Annotated in this window: 23 protein-coding genes; 15 read left to right on the top strand and 8 right to left on the bottom strand. The window is 57.4% G+C overall.

The features are described from left to right. From bamA to EKL29_RS22175, 13 genes are all read left to right on the top strand, one after another. Nucleotides 1–1,779, top strand: a 1,779-nt coding sequence (bamA, locus tag EKL29_RS22235) for an outer membrane protein assembly factor BamA (RefSeq protein WP_126690767.1), incomplete at its 5' end; no start/stop codon positions are given. Nucleotides 1,780–1,892: 113 nt separating this feature from the next. Beyond that, a complete protein-coding gene (gene skp, locus EKL29_RS22230; protein WP_120455846.1) occupies nucleotides 1,893–2,390 on the top strand; it encodes a molecular chaperone Skp in 498 nt (165 codons plus the stop codon). 3 nt (nucleotides 2,391–2,393) lie between these two features. After that, complete coding sequence (gene lpxD, locus EKL29_RS22225) at nucleotides 2,394–3,419, top strand: UDP-3-O-(3-hydroxymyristoyl)glucosamine N-acyltransferase (RefSeq protein ID WP_120455848.1); 1,026 nt, start codon at nucleotides 2,394–2,396, stop codon at nucleotides 3,417–3,419. 150 nt (nucleotides 3,420–3,569) lie between these two features. Further along, entirely contained in the window at nucleotides 3,570–4,025 is a 456-nt protein-coding gene (fabZ, locus tag EKL29_RS22220; protein WP_013507953.1) for a 3-hydroxyacyl-ACP dehydratase FabZ, read from the top strand. A gap of 3 nt (nucleotides 4,026–4,028) precedes the next feature. After that, nucleotides 4,029–4,817, top strand: coding sequence for an acyl-ACP--UDP-N-acetylglucosamine O-acyltransferase (gene lpxA, locus EKL29_RS22215; RefSeq protein WP_120455850.1), 789 nt, complete (start codon nucleotides 4,029–4,031; stop codon nucleotides 4,815–4,817). A 3-nt stretch (nucleotides 4,818–4,820) separates the two neighbouring features. Continuing rightward, nucleotides 4,821–5,969: a lipid-A-disaccharide synthase gene (gene lpxB / locus EKL29_RS22210; RefSeq protein WP_120455852.1), complete on the top strand. Its 1,149-nt coding sequence runs from the start codon at nucleotides 4,821–4,823 to the stop codon at nucleotides 5,967–5,969. Beyond that, nucleotides 5,962–6,588, top strand: a complete 627-nt coding sequence (rnhB, locus tag EKL29_RS22205; RefSeq protein ID WP_120455853.1) for a ribonuclease HII — start codon at nucleotides 5,962–5,964, stop codon at nucleotides 6,586–6,588. Before lpxB ends, rnhB begins: the two co-directional genes overlap by 8 nt. A gap of 31 nt (nucleotides 6,589–6,619) precedes the next feature. Then, nucleotides 6,620–10,102, top strand: a complete 3,483-nt coding sequence (dnaE, locus tag EKL29_RS22200; protein ID WP_120455855.1) for a DNA polymerase III subunit alpha — start codon at nucleotides 6,620–6,622, stop codon at nucleotides 10,100–10,102. 12 nt (nucleotides 10,103–10,114) lie between these two features. Further along, nucleotides 10,115–11,071: an acetyl-CoA carboxylase carboxyl transferase subunit alpha gene (accA, locus tag EKL29_RS22195; protein ID WP_033749600.1), complete on the top strand. Its 957-nt coding sequence runs from the start codon at nucleotides 10,115–10,117 to the stop codon at nucleotides 11,069–11,071. Nucleotides 11,072–11,218: 147 nt separating this feature from the next. After that, nucleotides 11,219–13,357 carry a lysine decarboxylase LdcC gene (locus EKL29_RS22190; protein ID WP_120455857.1) on the top strand — a complete coding sequence of 713 codons (2,139 nt, stop codon included), beginning with the start codon at nucleotides 11,219–11,221 and terminating at the stop codon, nucleotides 13,355–13,357. 88 nt (nucleotides 13,358–13,445) lie between these two features. Continuing rightward, nucleotides 13,446–13,835 (top strand): VOC family protein, encoded by a 390-nt coding sequence (locus EKL29_RS22185; protein ID WP_120455858.1) that lies wholly within the window; start codon nucleotides 13,446–13,448, stop codon nucleotides 13,833–13,835. A 51-nt stretch (nucleotides 13,836–13,886) separates the two neighbouring features. Then, a complete protein-coding gene (tilS, locus tag EKL29_RS22180) occupies nucleotides 13,887–15,206 on the top strand; it encodes a tRNA lysidine(34) synthetase TilS (protein ID WP_126690766.1) in 1,320 nt (439 codons plus the stop codon). Further along, complete coding sequence (locus EKL29_RS22175) at nucleotides 15,203–15,511, top strand: cytochrome c (protein ID WP_126690765.1); 309 nt, start codon at nucleotides 15,203–15,205, stop codon at nucleotides 15,509–15,511. Before tilS ends, EKL29_RS22175 begins: the two co-directional genes overlap by 4 nt. 42 nt (nucleotides 15,512–15,553) lie before the next feature. Here the strand turns inward: EKL29_RS22175 and rof are convergent, their stop codons facing one another. Beyond that, a complete protein-coding gene (gene rof, locus EKL29_RS22170) occupies nucleotides 15,554–15,814 on the bottom strand; it encodes a Rho-binding antiterminator (protein ID WP_120455864.1) in 261 nt (86 codons plus the stop codon). Beyond that, a complete protein-coding gene (locus EKL29_RS22165) occupies nucleotides 15,801–16,001 on the bottom strand; it encodes a YaeP family protein (protein ID WP_033749608.1) in 201 nt (66 codons plus the stop codon). Before EKL29_RS22165 ends, rof begins: the two co-directional genes overlap by 14 nt. Before the next feature lie 208 nt (nucleotides 16,002–16,209). Between EKL29_RS22165 and arfB the strand changes: the two genes are divergently transcribed. Further along, on the top strand, nucleotides 16,210–16,620 hold the full coding sequence (gene arfB, locus EKL29_RS22160) for an alternative ribosome rescue aminoacyl-tRNA hydrolase ArfB (RefSeq protein WP_120455866.1): 411 nt from the start codon (nucleotides 16,210–16,212) through the stop codon (nucleotides 16,618–16,620). A gap of 34 nt (nucleotides 16,621–16,654) precedes the next feature. Here arfB and proS read toward each other — a convergent pair whose 3' ends face one another. The 6 genes from proS to metN all read right to left on the bottom strand — a co-directional run bounded on the left by proS (nucleotide 16,655) and on the right by metN (nucleotide 22,226). Then, on the bottom strand, nucleotides 16,655–18,373 hold the full coding sequence (gene proS / locus EKL29_RS22155) for a proline--tRNA ligase (protein WP_120455868.1): 1,719 nt from the start codon (nucleotides 18,371–18,373) through the stop codon (nucleotides 16,655–16,657). A 69-nt stretch (nucleotides 18,374–18,442) separates the two neighbouring features. Next, nucleotides 18,443–19,171, bottom strand: a complete 729-nt coding sequence (gene tsaA / locus EKL29_RS22150) for a tRNA (N6-threonylcarbamoyladenosine(37)-N6)-methyltransferase TrmO (protein ID WP_120455869.1) — start codon at nucleotides 19,169–19,171, stop codon at nucleotides 18,443–18,445. Beyond that, nucleotides 19,168–19,563 (bottom strand): Rcs stress response system protein RcsF, encoded by a 396-nt coding sequence (gene rcsF, locus EKL29_RS22145; protein WP_120455870.1) that lies wholly within the window; start codon nucleotides 19,561–19,563, stop codon nucleotides 19,168–19,170. Before rcsF ends, tsaA begins: the two co-directional genes overlap by 4 nt. Before the next feature lie 132 nt (nucleotides 19,564–19,695). Continuing rightward, on the bottom strand, nucleotides 19,696–20,511 hold the full coding sequence (locus EKL29_RS22140; RefSeq protein ID WP_120455871.1) for a MetQ/NlpA family lipoprotein: 816 nt from the start codon (nucleotides 20,509–20,511) through the stop codon (nucleotides 19,696–19,698). Between the two features lie 37 nt (nucleotides 20,512–20,548). Next, entirely contained in the window at nucleotides 20,549–21,202 is a 654-nt protein-coding gene (locus tag EKL29_RS22135) for a methionine ABC transporter permease MetI (protein WP_126690764.1), read from the bottom strand. Beyond that, on the bottom strand, nucleotides 21,195–22,226 hold the full coding sequence (gene metN / locus EKL29_RS22130) for a methionine ABC transporter ATP-binding protein MetN (RefSeq protein ID WP_120455873.1): 1,032 nt from the start codon (nucleotides 22,224–22,226) through the stop codon (nucleotides 21,195–21,197). Before metN ends, EKL29_RS22135 begins: the two co-directional genes overlap by 8 nt. 201 nt (nucleotides 22,227–22,427) lie before the next feature. Between metN and gmhB the strand changes: the two genes are divergently transcribed. Then, complete coding sequence (gmhB, locus tag EKL29_RS22125; protein ID WP_126690763.1) at nucleotides 22,428–22,988, top strand: D-glycero-beta-D-manno-heptose 1,7-bisphosphate 7-phosphatase; 561 nt, start codon at nucleotides 22,428–22,430, stop codon at nucleotides 22,986–22,988. The last annotated feature ends 133 nt before the right edge of the window (nucleotides 22,989–23,121 follow it).

Genomic DNA, 23,121 nt, shown 5'->3' with positions numbered 1-23,121 from the left:
CGCAAGTATCAGAAGCAAAAACTGGCGGGCGACCTTGAGACGCTGCGCAGCTTCTATCTCGACCGCGGCTATGCGCGTTTCAATATCGATTCGACCCAGGTCAGCCTGACGCCGGATAAAAAAGGCATCTACATCACCGTTAACATCACCGAGGGCGATCAGTACAAAATCGCCGGTGTGATCGTCAACGGCAGCATGGCGGGCCACTCGGCAGAGATTGAACACCTGACGCAAATTCCATCGGGCGAGCTGTATAACGGCACCAAAGTCACCCAGATGGAAGATGATATCAAGAAGCTGCTGGGCCGTTATGGCTACGCCTATCCGCGCGTGATGACGCAGCCTGAAATCAACGACGCCGATAAAACGGTGAAGCTGCATATCAGCGTGGACGCCGGCAACCGTTACTACGTACGTAAAGTGCGCTTTGAGGGCAATGACACCTCGAAAGATGCGGTGCTGCGCCGTGAAATGCGCCAGATGGAAGGCGCATGGCTGGGCAGCGATCTGGTAGAGCAGGGCAAAGAGCGTCTGAACCGTACCGGCTACTTTGAAACGGTCGATGTCGATACGCAGCGCGTGCCGGGCGTGCCGGACCAGGTAGACGTGGTCTACAAGGTGAAAGAGCGCAACACCGGTACCTTTAACTTCGGCGTCGGCTACGGCACCGAAAGCGGCGTCAGCTTCCAGGTCGGCGTCACCCAGGATAACTGGCTGGGTACCGGTAACACGGTAAGCATCAGCGGCACCAAGAATGACTACCAGACCTACGCGGAATTCTCGCTGACCGATCCGTACTTTACGGTGGATGGCGTGAGCCTGGGCGGTCGCGTCTTCTACAACGACTTTAAAGCGGACGATGCGGATCTGTCGGACTACACCAACAAAAGTTACGGCGTAGACGGCACCCTGGGCTTCCCGGTCAACGAAAACAACACGCTGCGCGTTGGTCTGGGCTATGTGCACAATGACCTCTCCAACATGCAGCCGCAGGTGGCGATGTGGCGCTATCTCGACTCTGTCGGCAAGCCGCAGGAGCTTAACGACAAGGGCGACTTCTCTGCAGATGACTTCACCTTCAACTACGGCTGGACCTATAACACCCTGGATCGCGGCTTCTTCCCGACCGCGGGTAACCGTACCAACCTGAACGGTAAAGTCACTATCCCGGGCTCGGACAACAGCTTCTATAAAGCGACGCTGGATACCCAGCAGTATGTGCCGCTTAACCGCGATCGCACATGGGTGCTGTTAGGGCGCGGCCGCGTCGGTTATGGCGATGGTCTGGGCGGCAAAGAGATGCCGTTCTACGAGAACTTCTATGCGGGCGGCTCCAGTACCGTACGTGGTTTCCGCTCCAACACCATCGGTCCGAAAGCGGCTTACCTGAATGACGGCTCGTCAACCTGTACGCTGACCGATCCGAACGGCATCTGTAAGTCGAGCGACGCGGTAGGCGGCAACGCAATGGCGGTGGCCAGCCTGGAGCTGATTACCCCGACGCCGTTCCTGAGCGAGAAATACGCAAACTCGGTACGTACCTCGCTGTTCGTGGATGCGGGTACCGTCTGGGATACCAAGTGGCAGAATACGGAAGAAACCCGCGCCGCCGGCATCCCGGACTATAGCGATCCAAACAATATCCGCGTTTCGAGCGGTATTGCGCTGCAGTGGATGTCCCCGCTGGGACCGCTGGTCTTCTCTTATGCGCAGCCGGTCAAAAAAGTGGAAGGGGACAAATCAGAACAGTTCCAGTTTAACATTGGTAAAACCTGGTAAGGTTCTGAGCAAGGAAGCATAAGCTGAAGTCTTGCTACCGAACCGCGGTCTCTATAGTGGTTCGGAGCAAACACTGTGTCGCTGACACAAACGTTGATGGTAAGGAGTTTATAGTGAAAAAGTTGTTGTGTGCCGCAGGACTGGGTCTTGCTTTAGCTGTTTCCGCAGGCGCTCAGGCTGCTGACAAAATCGCAGTGGTAAACGTGTCCAGCATTTTCCAACAGTTACCGCAACGTGCGACCGTTGCTAAACAGCTGGAAAACGAGTTCAAAGGCCGCGCAACCGAGCTGCAGAGCCAGGAACGCGACCTGCAGACTAAAATGCAGCGCCTGCAGCGCGACGGTTCAACCATGAAGGCCAGCGATCGCAGCCGCATGGAAAAAGACGTTATGTCGCAGCGCGAAGCTTTCTCTTCTAAAGCCCAGGCTTTTGAGCAGGATAACCGTCGTCGTCAGATGGAAGAGCGTAACAAACTGCTGAGCCGTATTCAGGACGCCGTGAAGAAAGTGGCAAGCGATGAAGGTTATGACGTGGTGATCGACGCCAACGCTGTGGCTTACGCGTCAAACGCGAAAGACATTACTGCTGACGTGCTGAAACAGGTTAAATAATCGATGTCATCAATTCGACTGGCTGATTTAGCCCAGCAGTTGGATGCAGAATTGCACGGAGATGGCGATATCGCCATCTCCGGCATTGCTTCTATGCAATCCGCCCAAACCGGCCAAATCACATTTCTTAGCAACAGCCGCTACCGCGAGCAACTCGTCCAGTGTCAGGCATCGGCCGTGGTGCTGACGGAAGCGGATCTGGAGTGGTGTCACACGGCCGCGCTGGTGGTGAAAAATCCCTATCTGACCTATGCACGTATGGCTCAGCTGCTGGATACTACGCCGCAGCCTGCACAAAATATCGCGCCCAGCGCGGTAATCGATCCCAGCGCGAAGCTGGGGCAAAACGTCTCTGTCGGCGCTAACGCAGTAATCGAATCTGACGTAGTGCTGGGCGACAACGTGGTGATCGGCGCGGGCTGCTTCGTCGGTAAAAAGACGCGCATCGGCAACAATAGCCGTCTCTGGGCTAACGTAACCGTCTACCATGAAATCGAAATCGGTCAGGATTGTCTGATTCAGTCCGGCACCGTTATTGGCGCGGACGGTTTCGGCTACGCCAACGATCGCGGTAATTGGGTGAAAATCCCGCAGCTTGGCGCTGTAATTATCGGCGATCGAGTAGAAATCGGTGCCTGTACCACTATCGATCGTGGCGCGCTGGATAACACTCTGATCGGCAATGGTGTTATCATAGACAACCAGTGTCAGATCGCACACAACGTGGTTATTGGCGACAATACCGCGGTTGCGGGTGGTGTGATCATGGCGGGTAGTTTGAAAATTGGACGTTACTGTATGATTGGCGGCGCCAGCGTCATTAACGGCCATATGGAAATCTGTGACAAGGTGACCGTGACCGGTATGGGCATGGTTATGCGTCCTATCACAGAGCCTGGGGTATACTCGTCGGGCATTCCGCTACAACCCAATAAAACCTGGCGCAAAACTGCAGCGCTGGTGATGAACATCGATGACATGAGCAAGCGCTTAAAAGCCATCGAGCGGAAGGTCGGCAAAGACGACTAAACGCCATCCCACCTGCGACCGGCTTGCTAATAAAAATGTTAAGCAGGTAAGCCAGGCGCCATTGAACCGATTTCGGCCTGCGGAGGATCATTTTGATCTGTGCAGGCCGTGTTATTGATGTCATCAGATTTTTAGGACAGGAAGAGTATTTTGACTACTGAAACTCATACTCTGAAAATTGAAGAAATTTTAGAGCTGCTGCCGCACCGCTACCCGTTTCTGCTGGTTGATCGCGTGCTGGAGTTTGAAGAGCACAAGTATCTGCGCGCCGTTAAGAACGTCTCTGTTAATGAACCGTTTTTCCAGGGGCATTTCCCTGGTAAACCGATTTTCCCTGGCGTTCTGATCCTCGAAGCGATGGCGCAGGCTACCGGTATTCTGGCGTTCAAAAGCGTTGGTAAACTGGAGCCGGGCGAGCTCTACTATTTCGCCGGCATCGACGAAGCCCGTTTCAAGCGTCCGGTCGTACCGGGCGATCAAATGATCATGGAAGTGACTTTCGAAAAAACCCGCCGCGGTTTGACGCGCTTTAAAGGCGTTGCTACCGTTGACGGCAAGATTGTCTGTGAAGCGACCATGATGTGTGCCCGTAGCCGGGAGGCATAATCTGTGATTGATCCAACCGCCACCATCCATGCCAGTTCCGTCATCGAAGAAGGGGCCGTTATCGGTCCCAACGTTCACATTGGCCCGTTCTGCTTTATCGGCGCGCATGTGGAGATCGGTGAAGGCACGGTCCTGAAGTCGCACGTGGTCATTAATGGCCATACGCGTATCGGGAAAGATAACCAGATCTATCAGTTCGCCTCTATCGGCGAAGTGAATCAGGATCTTAAATACGCTGGCGAGCCGACCCGCGTTGAAGTGGGCGATCGCAACCGCATCCGCGAAAGCGTGACCATTCATCGCGGCACCGTGCAGGGCGGCGGCGTCACCACCATCGGCAGCGATAACCTGTTGATGGTGAATGCGCACATTGCGCATGACTGCGTGATCGGCAACCGCTGCATTTTCGCCAACAACGCCACGCTGGGCGGCCACGTTACCGTGGACGACTTCGCGATTATCGGCGGCATGACGGCGGTGCATCAGTGGTGCACTATCGGCGCGCACGTGATGGTCGGTGGTTGTTCAGGCGTCGCGCAGGATGTGCCGCCCTACGTTATCGCGCAGGGCAACCATGCGACGCCGTTCGGCATCAATATCGAAGGTCTGAAGCGTCGCGGCTTCAGCAAAGAGGCGCTGCACGCCATTCGCAACGCTTATAAACTGCTGTACCGCAGCAACAAAACGCTGGACGAAGCCAAGCCGGAAATTGAAGCGCTGGCGAAGCAGCATAGCGAAGTGCAGCCCTTCTACGACTTCTTTGCTCGTTCTACGCGTGGGTTGATTCGTTAATTCATGTCAGTGCGTCCCCTTACGATAGCCCTGGTCGCCGGAGAAACCTCCGGCGATATTCTTGGTGCCGGTCTGATCCGCGCGCTGAAAGCGCGTCATCCTGATGCCCGTTTCGTTGGTGTGGCAGGCCCACGCATGCAGGCCGAAGGCTGCGAAACCTGGTATGAGATGGAAGAGCTGGCGGTGATGGGCATAGTGGAAGTGCTGGGCCGCCTGCCGCGCCTGATGAAAATTGGCCGGGATCTGACGCAGCGCTTTACCGAACTGAAGCCGGACGTTTTCGTCGGCATTGATGCGCCCGATTTCAATATCACGCTGGAAGGGCGGCTGAAGCGCAACGGCATCCGCACCATTCACTACGTCAGCCCGTCGGTCTGGGCGTGGCGGCAAAAGCGCGTGTTTAAAATCGGCCGCAACACTAATCTGGTGCTCGCGTTTCTGCCGTTTGAAAAAGCCTTCTACGATCGTTTTAACGTGCCGTGCCGCTTTATCGGCCACACCATGGCGGATGCGATGCCGCTGCAGCCGGACAAGCCGGCCGCGCGCCGCGCGCTGGATATTAGCGACGAGGCGCTCTGCCTTGCGCTGCTGCCCGGCAGCCGACATGCGGAAGTAGAGATGCTCAGCGCCGACTTTTTACGCGCGGCGCAGCTGCTGCGCGTGCGCTATCCGGCGCTGGAGATCGTCGTGCCGCTGGTCAATGCGAAACGTCGTGCGCAGTTCGAACAGATCAAAGCCGAAGTCGCGCCTGAATTGCCGATGCACCTGCTGGATGGTAAAGGTCGCGAAGCGATGATTGCGAGCGACGCCGCGATTCTTGCATCCGGCACCGCCGCGCTGGAATGTATGCTGGCAAAATGTCCGATGGTGGTCGGCTATCGTATGAAGCCCTCGACCTTCTGGCTGGCGAAGCGGCTGGTGAAGACGCCATACGTCTCGCTGCCTAACTTGCTGGCGGGACGCGAACTGGTGAAAGAGCTGCTACAGGAAGAGTGCGAACCGCACGCGCTGGCGGCGGCGCTGGAACCGCTGCTGCACGCCGGTCCGCAACGCGATGCGCTGCTCGCGACCTTTAGCGAGCTGCATCAGCAGATCCGCTGGAACGCAGATGAACAGGCAGCGGACGCCGTACTGGAGATCGCCAATGGCTGATTTTATCTATCCCAATGCCCGCCTGATTGCGGGCGTTGACGAAGTGGGCCGCGGTCCGCTGGTCGGCGCGGTCGTCACGGCGGCGGTTATTCTCGATCCGGCCAGTCCGATTCAGGGCCTGGCTGACTCAAAAAAGCTCTCTGAAAAACGCCGCCTCGCGTTATTCGACGAGATTAAAGAAAAAGCGCTGGCGTGGAGCTTAGGCCGCGCCGAGCCGGAAGAGATCGACCAGCTCAATATTCTGCACGCCACTATGCTGGCGATGCAGCGCGCGGTGGCGGGGCTGACGATAACGCCCGATTTCGTGCTGGTAGACGGCAACCGCACTCCCGCGCTGCCGATGCCGTCGCAGGCGGTGGTGAAAGGCGACAGCCTGGTGGCTGAAATCAGCGCGGCGTCGATTATCGCTAAAGTGTCGCGCGATCGCGAAATGGCTGAGCTGGATCGGCTCTTTCCTGAGTATGGCTTTGCGCAGCACAAAGGCTATCCTACCGCGCTGCATATGGAAAAACTGACGCAACACGGCGCGACGCCGCACCATCGCCGCAGCTTTGCGCCGGTGCGCAACGCCCTGATCGACGCTGAAGTTCTGGCCGCTGGCCAGCCAGCTACGCTTTAATAGCCTGACGCTGTTTTAACCGGAAACTGATATGGCTGAACCCCGTTTTATACATCTGCGTGTCCACAGTGACTACTCGATGGTCGATGGCCTGGCGAAAACCGGGCCGCTGGTCAAAAAGGCGGCTGCGCTGGGCATGCCCGCTCTCGCTATCACGGACTTTACCAACCTTTGCGGGCTGGTGCGTTTCTATGGCAGCGCGCACGGCGCGGGGATCAAACCGATTATCGGCGCGGACTTTAAGGTTGCCAGCGAGCTGATGGGCGACGAGCTGACGCAGCTGACGGTGCTGGCCGCGAACAATACCGGCTATCAGAACCTGACGCTGCTTATCTCCCGCGCCTATCAGCGCGGCTACGGCATCGCCGGTCCGGTTATCGACCGCGACTGGCTGGTAGAGCTGGGCGAAGGGTTAATTCTGCTCTCTGGCGGACGCTGCGGCGATGTGGGCCGCAGCCTGCTGCGCGGCAACAGCGCGCTGGTCGCGCAGTGCCTGAGCTTTTATCAGACGCACTTTCCCGATCGCTACTACCTTGAGCTGGTGCGTACCGGCCGCGCCGACGAGGAGAGCTATCTCCATGCCGCGGTTGAACTCGCCATCGCCGAGGGCGTACCGGTGGTCGCCACCAACGAAGTCTGCTTCCTCAATGAGGAGGATTTCGACGCGCATGAAATCCGCGTGGCGATCCACGACGGCTATACGCTGGACGATCCCAAGCGCCCGCGCAACTACAGTCCTCAGCAATATATGCGCAGCGAAGAGGAGATGTGCGAGCTTTTCTCGGATATCCCGGAAGCGCTGGAAAACAGCGTAGAGATTGCTAAGCGCTGCAACGTCACGGTACGCCTCGGCGAATATTTCCTGCCGCAGTTCCCGACCGGCGACATGACCACCGAAGATTTCCTGGTGATGAAGTCGCGCGAAGGTCTGGAAGAGCGTCTTGAGTTCCTCTTTCCCGACCCGGAAGTGCGCGCGCAGAAGCGCCCTGAATATGATGAGCGTCTGGAGATCGAGCTCAACGTTATCAACCAGATGGGCTTCCCCGGCTACTTCCTGATCGTGATGGAGTTTATCCAGTGGTCGAAAGATAACGGCATTCCGGTAGGGCCAGGACGCGGCTCCGGCGCCGGTTCGCTGGTTGCCTACGCGCTGAAAATCACCGATCTCGATCCGCTGGAGTTTGACCTGCTGTTCGAACGTTTCCTTAACCCGGAACGCGTCTCGATGCCTGACTTCGACGTCGATTTCTGTATGGAAAAGCGCGACCAGGTCATCGATCATGTCGCCGAAATGTACGGACGTGAGGCGGTATCGCAGATCATCACTTTCGGCACCATGGCGGCGAAAGCGGTTATCCGCGACGTTGGCCGCGTGCTGGGTCATCCCTATGGCTTTGTCGATCGCATCTCTAAACTGATCCCGCCCGATCCCGGCATGACGCTGGAAAAAGCGTTCGCCGTCGAACCGCAGCTGCCGGAAATGTACGACGCGGACGAAGAGGTCAAAGCGCTGATCGATATGGCGCGCAAGCTGGAAGGCGTAACGCGTAACGCCGGTAAGCATGCCGGCGGCGTGGTGATCGCCCCGACGCAGATCACCGACTTCGCGCCGCTCTACTGCGACGAGAACGGCAACCATCCGGTCACGCAGTTCGATAAAAATGACGTGGAGTACGCCGGTCTGGTGAAGTTCGACTTCCTGGGGCTGCGTACGCTCACCATCATCGACTGGGCGCTGAAGATGATCAATCCGCGCCGGGAGAAGCAGGGCCTGCCGCCGATCGATATCGCCGCGATTCCGCTGGATGATAAAAAAAGCTTCGATATGCTGCAGCGTGCGGAAACCACGGCGGTGTTCCAGCTTGAATCGCGCGGCATGAAAGATCTTATCAAGCGTCTGAAGCCTGACTGCTTTGAAGATATGATCGCGCTGGTGGCGCTGTTTCGTCCCGGCCCGCTGCAGTCGGGCATGGTAGATAACTTTATCGACCGTAAACACGGACGCGAAGCGATCTCCTATCCCGATATCCAGTGGCAGCATGAAAGCCTGAAGCCGGTGCTTGAGCCTACCTACGGCATTATCCTTTATCAGGAACAGGTCATGCAGATCGCCCAGGTGCTCTCTGGCTATACTCTGGGCGGCGCGGATATGCTGCGCCGTGCAATGGGTAAAAAGAAGCCGGAAGAGATGGCCAAGCAGCGCTCGGTGTTTAAAGAGGGCGCGGAGCGTATGGGCATCGACGGCGAACTGTCGATGAAGATTTTCGACCTGGTGGAGAAATTCGCCGGTTATGGCTTTAACAAATCGCACTCGGCGGCCTATGCGCTGGTCTCTTACCAGACGCTGTGGCTGAAGGCGCACTATCCGGCTGAGTTTATGGCGGCGGTGATGACCGCCGATATGGACAACACCGAGAAGGTGGTCGGCCTGGTGGATGAGTGCTGGCGTATGGGCCTGAAGGTACTGCCGCCTGATATCAATTCCGGGCTCTATCAGTTCCACGTCAACGACGATGGCGAGATCGTTTACGGCATCGGCGCGATCAAAGGCGTCGGCGAAGGCCCGATCGAAGCGATCCTCGAGGCGCGCAATCAGGACGGTTATTTCCGCGAGCTGTTCGATCTCTGCGCGCGCACCGATACCAAAAAGATCAACCGCCGCGTGATGGAGAAGCTGATCATGTCCGGCGCCTTCGATCGTCTTGGCCCGCACCGCGCGGCGCTGATGAGTTCGCTCGGCGATGCGCTGAAAGCGGCGGATCAGCACGCCAAAGCGGAGGCGATAGGCCAGGCCGATATGTTCGGCGTGCTGGCGGAAGAGCCGGAGCAGGTTGAAAAATCCTACGCCAGCGTAACGCCCTGGCCAGAGCAGGTGCAGCTTGACGGCGAGCGTGAAACGCTCGGACTCTATCTCACCGGCCACCCGATTAATCAGTACCTGAAAGAGATAGAGCGCTATGTGGGCGGCATGCGCCTGAAGGACATGCATCCTACCGAGCGTGGTAAAATTACCGTCGCTGCCGGTCTGGTAGTGGCGGCCCGCGTGATGGTGACCAAGCGCGGCAACCGAATTGGTATCTGTACTCTGGACGACCGCTCCGGGCGTCTGGAGGTGATGTTATTTACCGATGCGTTAGACAAATACCAGCAGTTGCTGGAGAAAGACCGTATCCTGATCGTCAGCGGACAGGTCAGCTTTGATGACTTCAGCGGCGGCCTTAAAATGACCGCCCGTGAAGTCATGGACATTGACGAAGCGCGCGAAAAATACGCGCGCGGACTTGCTATCTCGCTGACGGACAGGCAAATTGATGACCAGCTATTAAACCGGCTCCGCCAGTCTCTTGAGCCCCATCGCTCAGGGACGATTCCGGTGAATCTCTACTATCAGAGAGCCGACGCGCGAGCGAAGCTACGCTTTGGTGCAGCGTGGCGTATTTCGCCCAGCGATCGCCTGCTCAACGAATTACGTTCGTTGATAGGGTCGGAGCAGGTTGAACTGGAGTTTGACTAAAACAGGAACATTATGAGTCTTAATTACCTGGATTTTGAACAGCCGATCGCTGAACTTGAAGCGAAAATTGATTCGCTTACGTCGATTGGTCGTCAGGATGATAAACACATTAATCTGGATGAAGAGGTGCAGCGTCTGCGCGAAAAAAGCGTCGAGCTGACCCGTAAAATCTTCGCCGATTTAGGCGCATGGCAGGTCGCGCAGCTGGCGCGTCATCCGCTGCGTCCTTATACGCTGGACTATGTTCGCAACGCTTTTGACGACTTTGACGAGCTGGCTGGCGATCGCGCCTATGCCGACGACAAAGCCATTGTCGGCGGTATCGCCCGTCTCGACGGCCGCCCGGTCATGATCATTGGTCATCAAAAAGGTCGCGAAACCAAAGAGAAAATCCGCCGCAACTTCGGTATGCCGGCGCCGGAAGGCTACCGTAAAGCGCTGCGTCTGATGGAGATGGCCGAGCGCTTCAAGATGCCGCTGATCACCTTTATCGACACACCTGGCGCCTATCCAGGCGTCGGCGCGGAAGAGCGCGGCCAGTCGGAAGCGATCGCCCGCAATCTGCGCGAAATGTCTGGTCTGAAAATCCCGGTCATCTGCACCGTGATTGGCGAAGGCGGCTCCGGCGGCGCGCTGGCGATCGGCGTTGGCGACAAAGTGAACATGCTGCAGTACAGCACCTATTCGGTGATCTCGCCGGAAGGCTGCGCCTCGATTCTGTGGAAAAGCGCGGATAAAGCCCCGCTGGCGGCAGAAGCGATGGGCATCACGGCCAACCGTCTGAAAGAGCTGAAGCTGATTGACTCAATCATCCCCGAACCGCTGGGCGGCGCGCATCGTCAGCCGGTGGATATGGCGCTGTCGCTGAAAAACCAGCTGCTGGCCGATCTCGCCGATCTTGATACGCTGAGCACCGAAGAGCTGCTCGACCGTCGTTATCAGCGTCTGATGAGCTACGGCTACGCTTAACAGCGCAAATCTTTGATAAAGCGGACTTCGGTCCGCTTTTTTTATGCCTTTCTTTTGCCAGCCATCAACAGAGGAGAGCATTCCGACAGCTCGCCGCCGCTATCCTTCGCTATGATTAGCCATGCCACATTAAAAGGGAGGTGCGCATTGAATATTCTGGCGATGATGGGTTCACACGGCATGTTTTATAAAGACGAGCCGCTGCGCGAACTGACAACGGCGCTGACGCAGCAGGGCTTTCAGCTTATTTATCCAACCAGTATCGACGACCTGCTAAAGCTGATAGAGCATAACCCACGCATCTGCGGCGTTATCTTTGACTGGGACGCGCATAACAGCCCGGCGCTCTGTGCGGATATCAACCAGCTTAATGAGTACCTGCCGCTCTACGCCTTTATCAACACCCATTCGCAGATGGATGTCAGCATCAATGAGATGCGCATGGCACTTCATTTCTTTGAATACGCGCTGAGCGCCGCGGATGATATCGCGCTCCATATTCGCCAGTACACCGACGACTACATCGACCATATTACGCCGCCGCTGACCAAAGCGCTGTTTACCTATGTGAAAGAGGGTAAGTACACCTTCTGTACTCCCGGCCACATGGGCGGCACCGCCTTTCAAAAAAGCCCGGTCGGTAGTCTCTTCTACGACTTCTTCGGCGCTAATACGCTGAAGGCGGATATTTCTATCTCGGTAACGGAGCTGGGCTCGCTGCTCGATCATACCGGTCCGCATCTGGAGGCGGAGGAGTATGTCGCCAGAACCTTCGGTGCCGAACAGAGCTATATGGTGACCAACGGCACCTCAACCTCGAATAAAATCGTCGGCATGTATGCGGCGCCGACGGGCAGCACGGTATTAATCGACCGCAACTGTCATAAATCGCTGACCCATTTGCTGATGATGAGCGATCTGGTGCCCATCTGGCTGAAGCCGACGCGTAACGCGCTGGGCATTCTCGGCGGCATCCCCAAACGAGAGTTTACCCGTGCCAGCATTGAGCAGAAGGTAGCGAATACCGCGCGCGCCAGCTGGCCGGTGCACGCCGTGATCACCAATTCCACCTACGATGGCCTGCTTTATAACACCCAGTACATCAAGCAGACGCTGGAGGTGCCGTCGATCCATTTTGATTCCGCCTGGGTGCCCTATACCAATTTTCACCCCATCTATGAGGGGAAAAGCGGTATGAGCGGCGAGCGCACGCCCGGCAAGGTGATTTATGAAACCCAGTCGACGCACAAGCTGCTGGCGGCCTTCTCGCAGGCGTCGCTGATCCATATTAAAGGCGACTACGACGAGCATACCTTTAATGAAGCCTACATGATGCACACCACCACCTCGCCCAACTATGCGATTGTATCGTCGATTGAAACAGCGGCGGCGATGCTGCGCGGCAACCCAGGCAAGCGGCTGATCAACCGCTCGGTGGAGCGCGCGCTGCATTTTCGCCGGGAGATCCAGCGCCTGCGGGAGGAGTCCGACAGCTGGTTCTTCGATATCTGGCAGCCGGAGCATGTGGACGAAGCGGAGTGCTGGCCGATCCAGCCGGGCGATGAAGCCTGGCACGGTTTTACCCAGGCGGACGCCGATCATATGTATCTCGATCCCATCAAGGTAACTATTCTGACACCAGGCATGAGCGAGCTGGGCGAGATGGCGGATGAAGGGATCCCGGCGGCGCTGGTGGCGAAATTCCTTGATGAGCGCGGCATCGTCGTAGAGAAGACCGGCCCATACAATCTGCTGTTTCTGTTCAGCATCGGCATCGATAAGACCCGGGCGATGAGCGTGCTGCGCGGCCTGACCGAGTTTAAGCGCGCCTACGATCTTAATCTGCGGGTGAAAAACATGCTGCCGGATCTCTATGCCGAAGATCCCGACTTCTACCGCAATATGCGCATCCAGACGCTGGCGCAGGGGATCCATCAGCTGATCCGCCAGCACGATCTGCCGCGCCTGATGTTAAAGGCGTTCGACGTGTTGCCTGAGATGAAAATGACGCCGTATCAGGCGTTCCAGCAGCAGGTGCAGGGCAGAGTGGAAACGGTGGATCTGAGCCAGCTGGTAGGACGCGTTTCTGCCAATATGATCCTGCCCTATCCCCCAGGCGTACCGCTGGTGATGCCGGGCGAAATGATTACCGAAGAGAGCCGCGCGGTGCTCGATTTCCTGCTGATGCTCTGCACTATTGGCCGTCACTATCCGGGCTTCGAGACCGATATTCACGGCGCGACGCTGACCGAAGAGGGGAATTATCGCGTGCGCGTGCTGAAATAACGGAAAAATGCAGCGGCTTCAGACAATTGCGCATTGCAAGCCGCTGCTGCACGTCTCAGGATAAGCAAAACAGTCAGGGAGTCTTTTTATGTTGCAGTTATCTTCTGTTCACCATATCGCCATCATCGCCACAGATTATGCGCGCAGTAAGGCCTTTTACTGCGATGTGCTCGGCTTCAGCCTGATGAGCGAGGTTTACCGCGAGGCGCGTGATTCGTGGAAAGGCGATCTGGCGCTGAACGGCCAGTACACGATCGAACTTTTCTCGTTTCCTTCTCCGCCAGCGCGCGTCAGCCATCCCGAAGCCTGCGGCCTGCGTCATCTGGCCTTTACTGTGCCCGACGTAGCGGCGGCGGTCGCGACGCTGGCAGAAAAAGGGGTGACGTGCGAGCCGATCCGCATCGACGATCTGACCGGCAAGCAGTGCACCTTCTTTGCCGATCCGGATGGTTTGCCGCTGGAGCTCTATCAGGCGTAAAATAGCGCGCGCGGAGGGCCGCATCCGGCGGCCCTGATTCTGGAACGCGTCATGTCTTTGTCTCATCTCGCCTCGCTGTTGCCCGCCGATGCCGCGCTGGTAGTGGCGTTCAGCGGCGGCCTCGATTCCACTGTGTTGTTGCATCAGCTGGTCAGCTGGCGGCAGACGCATCCGCAAGCGCGACTGCGCGCGCTGCATGTTCATCATGGATTAAGCCCCAACGCCGACAGCTGGGCGGCGCACTGCATCGCCATCTGCGAAGCCTGGCAGCTAGGCTGCGAGGTCCTGCGCGTGCAGGTTGACGCGCGTGAACAGGGCATTGAAGGCGCGGCGCGTGCGGCGCGCTATCAGGCGCTGACGGCGGCGATGCAGCCTGATGAGTGGCTGCTTACCGCGCAACACCTCGACGATCAGTGCGAGACGCTGCTGCTGGCGCTGAAGCGCGGCAGCGGGCCTGCCGGGCTGGCGGCGATGCCGGTGCGGCGGGTGCGCGATGGCCGCGTGCTGCTGCGTCCGTTGCTCGACCAGTCGCGCCAGCAGCTTGAGGCCTATGCGCAGCAGTACCAGCTTCGCTGGATCGAAGACGAAAGCAATCAGGACGCGCGCTACGATCGCAACTTCCTGCGCCAGCGCCTGCTGCCTGCGCTGCAGGCACGCTGGCCGCATTTTGCCGAAGCGTGCGCGCGCAGCGCGGCATTGTGCGGCGAGCAGGAACAACTGCTGGACGAGCTGCTGGCGGAGCAGCTGGCCGGGCTGATGCATCCTGACGGCAGCCTGCATTTTCCACCGCTTTTGCAGATGAGTGAAACGCGCGCGAATGCGCTGTTGCGGCGCTGGATTGCCCGGCAGGGAGCGGTGATGCCCTCGCGCGCCGCGCTGGCGCGTCTGCGTCAGGAAGTGATGCTGAGCCGCGAAGACGCGCAGCCATGTTTGCGCTTTGGCGATGCGGAAGCGCGCCGCTATCGCGAACGGCTCTACTGGCTGCCGCGCTGCGCATCGTTAAGGGAACTGGAGCTGCCGTGGCGCGATCGCCGCGAGCCGCTGCTGCTGCCGCAGCAGCTCGGTGTGCTCTGTGCGCAAAGCGCGCCGTCGGCGCTGCGCCAGCCTGAAGCGGATGAGCACGTCAGCGTGCGTTTCCATGCGCAGGGCTATTTTCATCTGGTAGGCCGCTCCGGCGGGCGCGAGATAAAAAAGCTGTGGCAGGAGCTGGCGATCCCGCCGTGGCAGCGTGAACGTATTCCGCTGATCTATTACAATCAGACGCTTGTCTGCGCGCCCGGCCTGTTTGTTACCCGGGAAGGCGCCGCCGTTGACGAGAATGGTTGGCAGGCGATCTGGCAAAATAACAATAATGCTGGAGAGCAAAAATGAAGAGATTACTGTCCGCTCTGCTACTGGCGGCGGCGCTGCCGGTGATGGCTGATGGCGATATTAATGCGGGCGCGCAGAAGTCAGCCGCCTGCACCGCCTGTCATGGCGCGCAGGGGAAAAGCAGCGTGCCGCTCTATCCCAACCTGGCGGGACAGAATGCCGCTTACCTCAACCATGCGCTGCAGGCCTATAAAAAAGGCGAGCGCAGCGGCGGGCAGGCCGAAGTCATGAAAGCCTTTGTGGCCGGATTGAGTGACGATGATATGGCAGATTTGTCGGCTTACTACGGGTCGCTGAAACCCTAGACGGGGAAGGGGGCGGGAAATATCCCGCCCGAGGCGTTGTCGCTACTCTTCGCTGACGACAACGGTGCCCAGCTCAGGATGGCTGAAGCTGGCGATGTGATCGAGGCGCAACTCGCGTGTTTCACCGGAAAGATCGATAGAGAGGTATTCCACGTTTTTGCGTGAAACCATATCTGTCGCTTTTGCTTTGAGCGCTTCCCCGTTTTTCAGGATCAGCTCAAGCGTCCAGCGTTTTGTGCAGGCGAGTTCCAGGTTGTCGTAATCATCACAGTTGATGGGTCTATAAGCTTCATTCGTCAACATAGTCGCTCACCAGTAAGTTTGCAGCGGCATAAGCTGCCTGTTCCCTGACAGAAGAGTTTAGCGCAGAATTTGCGGCAATATCATCGAGTGCCTTCAAAACGCATCCGATTGCATCGGGCACATATCCCAGTTCGCCGCTGCCGATCTCGGCATACTTCTGGCGAACCAATTCACAATATTTTTGCACGTTCACCTCCTCAGCAGAGCAAGAATACTCTGGTTGCCCGAGGAACTATATCACAGGCATTTCCAGGATTTCAGCCAGGGCAAAGCAGGATCAGAGTGGCGAAAGAGGCTAAAGTGACAGAATCCGCTGGCTACGCGCCATTAACAGGAAGCACAAAAGGTTAAGTCGATGAACAGGTTAAACAAGGCGATGTTGTCTCAGGTGACAGATGATTAAAGTTTCACGTACGGTCGAACTGCCCGACAGCGAAGTTGAGCTAAGCGCCATTCGCGCCCAGGGCGCGGGCGGGCAGCATGTTAATAAAACCAGCACCGCCATACATTTGCGTTTCGATATCGCTGCGTCGTCGCTGCCGCCGTTTCACAAACAGCGCATGCTGGCGGCGAAGCACCACCTGATTACGCCGGAAGGCATGGTGATTATCAAAGCGCAGGAGTACCGCAGCCAGGAGATGAACCGTGAAGCAGCGGTTCAGCGGCTGGTCAGTTTGATTCAGGAGCTGACTCGCGTAGAGAAGGCCCGTCGCGCCACACGGCCGACGCGCGCGTCGAAAGAGAGACGGCTGGAAGGGAAGGCGCGGCGTAGCTCGACAAAATCGCTGCGGGGAAAAGTGCTGTAAAAAAACGCCCCCGAAAGCGGGGGCGAGAAGGGCATTACTTGTTAAGGGCTTTCAGCAGGAAGTCGACGATTTCGCTCTGCTTGATCATCTCTTTCTCGCCGGCGCGACGCGCTTTGTACTCGATCTCTTCGTTATCGAGGTTACGGTCGCCGATGACGATAGTGTGCGGCACGCCAATCAGCTCCATATCGGCGAACATCACGCCCGGACGCTCTTTGCGGTCGTCAAGGATCACCTCGACGCCTTTCGCGCGCAGGGTGTGGTAGAGCTCTTCCGCCAGCTCTTTCACGCGGAAAGATTTGTGCATGTTCATCGGCAGAATCGCGACTTCGAACGGCGCCAGCGCCGCAGGCCAGATAATGCCGCGATCGTCGTGGTTTTGCTCAATCGCCGCTGCAACGACGCGAGTGATGCCGATGCCGTAGCAGCCCATGGTCAGCACCTGGTTGCGGCCATCTTCGCCCTGAACCGCCGCTTTCATCGCTTCCGAGTATTTGGTGCCGAGCTGGAAAATATGACCCACTTCGATACCGCGTTTGATCTGCAGCGTGCCTTTGCCGTCCGGGCTCGGATCGCCTTCCACAACGTTGCGGATATCGGCCACGATCGCCTGCGGCAGATCGCGTTCCCAGTTAATGCCGACGTAGTGCTTGCCGTCGACGTTTGCGCCAGCGCTGAAGTCGCTCATCTTGTCGACGCTGCGGTCGGCGATAATCGGCATCGCCAGACCCACCGGACCGAGTGAACCCGGACCTGCGCCAACCGCGGCGCGGATCTCTTCTTCAGTAGCGAATACCAGCGGCGAGGCGACGATATCGAGCTTCTCCGCTTTGATCTCGTTCAGCTCGTGATCGCCGCGTACCAGCAGCGCGACCAGCGTATGGCCGCTCTCTTCGCTGGCTTTAACCATCAGCGTCTTAACGGTTTTCTCGATCGGCATCTGGAACTGCTCTACCAGCTCAGCGATGGTTTTGGCGTTCGGCGTGTCGATCTGCGCCAGCGCCTGAGTCGGCTGCGGGCGGTCGCCAGCCGGCGCGACCGCTTCGGCCATCTCGATATTGGCGGCGTAGTCCGATTCGGTTGAGAAGATCACATCATCTTCGCCGCTCTGCGCCAGCACCTGGAATTCGTGCGACGCGCTGCCGCCGATAGAGCCGGTGTCTGCCTGCACCGCGCGGAAGTCGAGGCCCATACGGCTAAAGCTGTTGCTGTAGGCGCGGTACATCGCGTCGTAGGTTTCCTGCAGCGATTCCTGCGAGATATGGAAGGAGTAGGCATCCTTCATGATGAACTCGCGAGAACGCATTACGCCGAAGCGCGGACGCACCTCATCGCGGAATTTGGTCTGGATCTGATAAAGGTTAAGCGGCAGCTGCTTATAGGAGCTGAGCTCGTTACGGATCAGATCAGTAATCACTTCTTCATGCGTCGGACCGAGCACGAAAGGACGTTCGTGGCGGTCGGCAATGCGCAGCAGTTCCGGGCCGTACTGTTCCCAGCGACCGCTCTCCTGCCACAGGTCGGCAGGCTGAACCACCGGCATAGAGATCTCAATCGCGCCTGCGTTGTTCATCTCTTCGCGCACGATATTTTCGACTTTTTTCAGCACGCGTAAACCGGTCGGCAGCCAGGTATAGAGACCTGAAGCGAGTTTGCGGATCATCCCGGCGCGCAGCATCAGCTGGTGGCTGATCACTTCCGCATCGGAGGGCGTCTCCTTCAGAGTGGAGAGCAGATATTGAGTAGTACGCATTGATTAAGGTTCCAGTTGAACGGAAAGTCACTGACAAAAGTTTTGTTGGCGGCTAGTGTACCAGCGAGCTCACGGGCTCAAAAGCGCGTTTTCGCGCGGGTCGATGCCGGTCACTTCGGTGCCCGTTTCATCGACGCGCCAGCGTACGTTAAAATCAAGCAGCCAGACCGCATATTCGCGCGTCTGCGCTTCGCCTTTGCGATAGGCGGGACGCGGGTCCTGCGCCAGCACGTCCCGGATAAAACGCGCCAGATGAGGATAGCGTTTCTGCTGCTGTGCCAGCTGCTGTTCGGCCAGCGGCGAGAAGCGCACCGGCATATCGGCCGGGGGCGCCTCCTGAGCGAAACCGGCCTGCGCCTGCGGCAGCGCTTCGGCGAAGGGGAGGTAGGGTTTGATATCCACAACCGGCGTGCCGTCCACTAAATCCAGGCTGCCGAGCTGCAGGATCACCTGATTCTTTTCGCAGCGAATGCCTTTCAGCTCGACCAGCGACATGCCGATGGGATTCGGGCGAAAGGTGGAGCGCGTCGCGAATACGCCCATGCGGGCATTGCCGCCCAGGCGCGGCGGCCGCACCGTGGGACGCCAGCCGCCCGCCATGGTCTGATGAAAAACGAACAGCACCCAGAGGTGAGAGAAACACTCCAGCCCGCGCACCGCTTCCGGCTGATTATAGGGCGCAATCAGGTGCAGTTCGCCATGACCGTCCTGCACCAGACCAGGCTGACGCGGAACGGCGAATTTCTCTTTCCACGGCGAACGAATAACGCCGATCTGCTCAAAGGCGAAAGAACTCATTGATTCACTTTCAGCGCGGAGCCCTGACAGATCGCCTGACGATAGCAGCCCGGCGTGCTGCTGACGATTTCACACTTGTGCAGCAGGACGGCGTTGGCTTTCAGGTAAGAGGCTTTAACCTGCAGGCGCTTGCGCGCGGTGGCGATATTCGGCGGCGAATCCTGTCGGCTGCTCTGACAGTCATCGCCGGCAACTTCGCCCAGATCGCGGAACGGCTTGCTGACCAGATCGGCAGCGTCGGTATAGACTTTTACCGGCGTAGGACGCGGAGCAGGCTTACGCGCCGGCTCGCGGGATGGCTGCGGATGAGCGGGTGCGCTGCTTATCGGGTGGTATTCGTGAACGCACCCGGTCAGCATCAATGCTAACAAGCAGAGCGGTAATAAACGCATGGCAACATCCTCAAGGTTGTAAAAAGTGGCGTTATTGAAACAAGGACCAGGCGAAATAACAAGTCGCGCCAGGTGCGGCGCAAAAGAAAGGGCGGCTAAGCGCCGCCCTGGTCAGAAGAGTCAGTAAAGGAATTACCAGCCTTTTACTGCGCCGCCGTTAAAGATCTTGTTCGCGGCTTCCGCCACTTCATCAGACTGATAAGCCTGAACGAATTTCTTCACGTTTTCAGCGTCTTTATTATCTTCACGGCTAACAATCAGGTTAACGTAAGGTGAATCCTTATCTTCCACGAAGATGCCATCTTTTGCCGGCGTCAGACCAATCTGGCTGGCATAGGTGGTGTTGATTACCGCCAGCGCGATCTGCTGGTCATCCAGCGAACGCGGCAGCTGCGGCGCTTCCAGCTCAACAATCTTCAGGTTTTTCGGGTTTTCAACGATGTCCAGCGAGGTCGGCAGCAGACCTACGCCATCTTTCAGCTTAATCAGGCCGACTTTCTGCAGCAGCAGCAGAGAACGTCCGAGGTTAGTCGGATCGTTAGGAATAGCGACCTGTGCGCCATTCTGCAGCTCATCCAGCGATTTGATTTTTTTGGAATAGCCCGCGATCGGATAAACGAAAGAGTTACCGACCGACACCAGCTTGTAACCGCGATCTTTGATCTGCTGATCCAGGTAGGGTTTATGCTGGAACGCGTTAACGTCGATATCGCCTTTGCTCAGCGCTTCGTTCGGCAGTACGTAATCGTTAAAGGTCACCAGCTCCACATCGAGGCCATATTTGTCCTTCGCGACTTTCTGCGCCGCTTCGGCGACCTGCTGCTCTGCACCCACAATCACGCCCACTTTAATGTGGTTCGGATCTTTGGCTTTCTGATCGCATCCTGCCAGCGCAATTGCGCCAATCAGTGCACCCACAGCGGCAATCTTTTTAAATGTAAAAGTCATATCTCTTCCTTAATGGAGACGTAATGATATTGCTGACTTATTTATGGGACACGGCACGCACGATGCGGTCGCCACAAAACTGAATTAAATACACCAGAACGACCAGTAACACGAGCACCGTATTCATTACCGTCGCGTTATAGCCGATATAGCCGTACTGATAGCCGATCTGCCCCAGGCCGCCAGCGCCGACAGCGCCGCCCATGGCAGAGTAGCCGACCAGCGTAATCAGCGTAATGGTCGCGGCGTTCACCAGACCCGGCAACGCTTCCGGCAGCAGCACCTTACGCACGATCTGCAGCGGCGTCGCGCCCATAGCGCGTGACGCTTCGATCAGTCCGGTCGGCAGCTCAAGCAGCGCATTTTCCACCATACGCGCAATAAAAGGCGCGGCGCCGACGGTCAGCGGCACGATAGCCGCCTGCAGGCCGATTGAGGTGCCGACGATGGCGCGGGTAAAGGGGATCATCCAGACCAGCAGAATGATAAAAGGAATAGAGCGGAAAATATTCACCAGCGCAGAAAGGATGCGATAGAGGGTGCGGTTTTCGCGAATCTGTCCCGGACGGGTGACGTAGAGCAAAACGCCGATCGGCAGGCCCAGCACGAAACCAAAGAAGCCAGAGACAAAGGTCATCATCAGCGTTTCCCAGACGCCGCGCGCCAGTAAAGCCATCATCGCCTCAGACATAACCTAACACCTCTACTTTTACATGATTTTCCTGCAGCCACGCGATAGCGGCTTTAGTATCGCTTTCAGCGCCGTCCATTTCGGCCAGCATAATGCCGAACTTCACGCCGCCAGCGTAATCCATCTGCGCGCTGATAATATTGTTATTCACGCTGAAGCGGCGCGCGGCTTCAGAGAGCAGCGGCGCGTCAACGGATTTGCCGGTGAACTCAAGACGCAGCAGCGGCACGCGATCGGCTGCGGGCTGCGGCAACAGGCGCTGCTGATAATCTTCAGGAATATCGAGGTGCAGCGTCGACTGGATAAACTGCTGCGCCAGCGGCGTTTTCGGATGGGAGAAGACTTCGCTGACGCTGTCTTTTTCAATCAGTTCGCCCTGGCTGATAACCGCGACCTGATCGCAGATGCGCTTCACCACGTCCATCTCATGCGTAATCAGCAGAATGGTCAGGCCGAGGCGGCGGTTGATATCTTTCAGCAGTTCAAGAATGGAGCGGGTAGTTGCCGGATCGAGCGCGCTGGTGGCTTCGTCGCACAGCAGCACTTTGGGATTGCTGGCCAGCGCACGCGCGATAGCGACGCGCTGTTTCTGCCCGCCAGAGAGGTTGGCGGGCCAGGCGTCACGCTTATCGGCCAGGCCGACCAGCTCCAGTAATTCCGTTACGCGTTTCTTAATCTCTTCACGTGACAGGCTGCCCAGCTCAAGCGGCAGCGCCACGTTGCCGAATACGGTACGCGAGTTCATCAAATTAAAGTGCTGGAAGATCATGCCAATCTGACGACGCGCCTGGGTCAGCTGACGCTCGCTCAGGGCGGTTAAATCCTGGCCGTCAACCAGCACGCGGCCTGATGTTGGACGTTCAAGTAAGTTAACGCAGCGGATAAGCGTACTTTTACCAGCGCCGGACGAGCCGATAACGCCATAAATCTGTCCCGCAGGCACGTGCAGGCTAACATCAGAGAGCGCCTGAATAGTCCGTGAGCCTTGCTGGAACACTTTGGTAATATTTTCAAGTTTAATCATTAGGTTATTTATTATCGTCTTGCGTTGTCCGTGGTGTGGAACCTTTCACGCCGAACCCCGGTGCGAAAGCTGAGTGGATGGTAAGGCATCCAGACGTCTAAATCAATGAAAGTCCTCTTATCTGCCATTCTCTCTTTTATTGCAATCATGCAATACTAGGCGGCAATTTTAGTAGCATCTTTAGTAGCAGGAGTTTTCCCAGTGGCGAATAAAGTCCCGGCTGTATTTCTTGATCGTGATGGCACCCTGAACATCGATCATGGCTATGTCCATGAAATCGACAACTTCCAGTTTATCGACGGCACTATCGAGGCGCTGCAGGAGCTGAAGAAGATGGGGTTCGCGCTGGTGCTGATTACCAATCAGTCCGGCATTGCCCGCGGCATGTTCACCGAAGATCAGTTTATGCAGCTGACGGAATGGATGGACTGGTCGCTGGCGGACCGCGATGTGGATCTCGACGGCATCTATTTCTGTCCGCATCTGCCGGACGCGCCGGTTGAGGCCTATCGTCAGCAGTGCGACTGCCGTAAACCTCATCCCGGTATGCTGCTCTCTGCGCAGAAGCATCTCAATATCGACATGGCTGCTTCTTATATGGTGGGCGATAAAACCGAAGATGTACTGGCAGGCAAAGCGGCAGGCGTAGGCACGAGTGTGCTGGTGCGTAGCGGCAAACCGGTCACGCCGGAAGGGGAAGCAGCAGCAGACTGGGTGATTAACAGCCTCGCCGATCTGCCGCAGGCGATTAAGAAGCGCTAAAAACGTGCGTTTTGCGCATTATTCAGACGAACGACACAAAACTTTAAAAAAGCCCCTTGCGCTCTCTGAACGACTCCCTATAATGCGCCTCCATCGACACGGCACAACGGCTTACGGAATGCGGTGTTGAGGT

Source organism: Pantoea sp. YU22 (assembly GCF_003970755.1).
Taxonomy (GTDB): Bacteria; Pseudomonadota; Gammaproteobacteria; order Enterobacterales; family Enterobacteriaceae; genus Pantoea; species Pantoea piersonii.
This window is presented reverse-complemented; position numbering and strand designations above follow the sequence as displayed.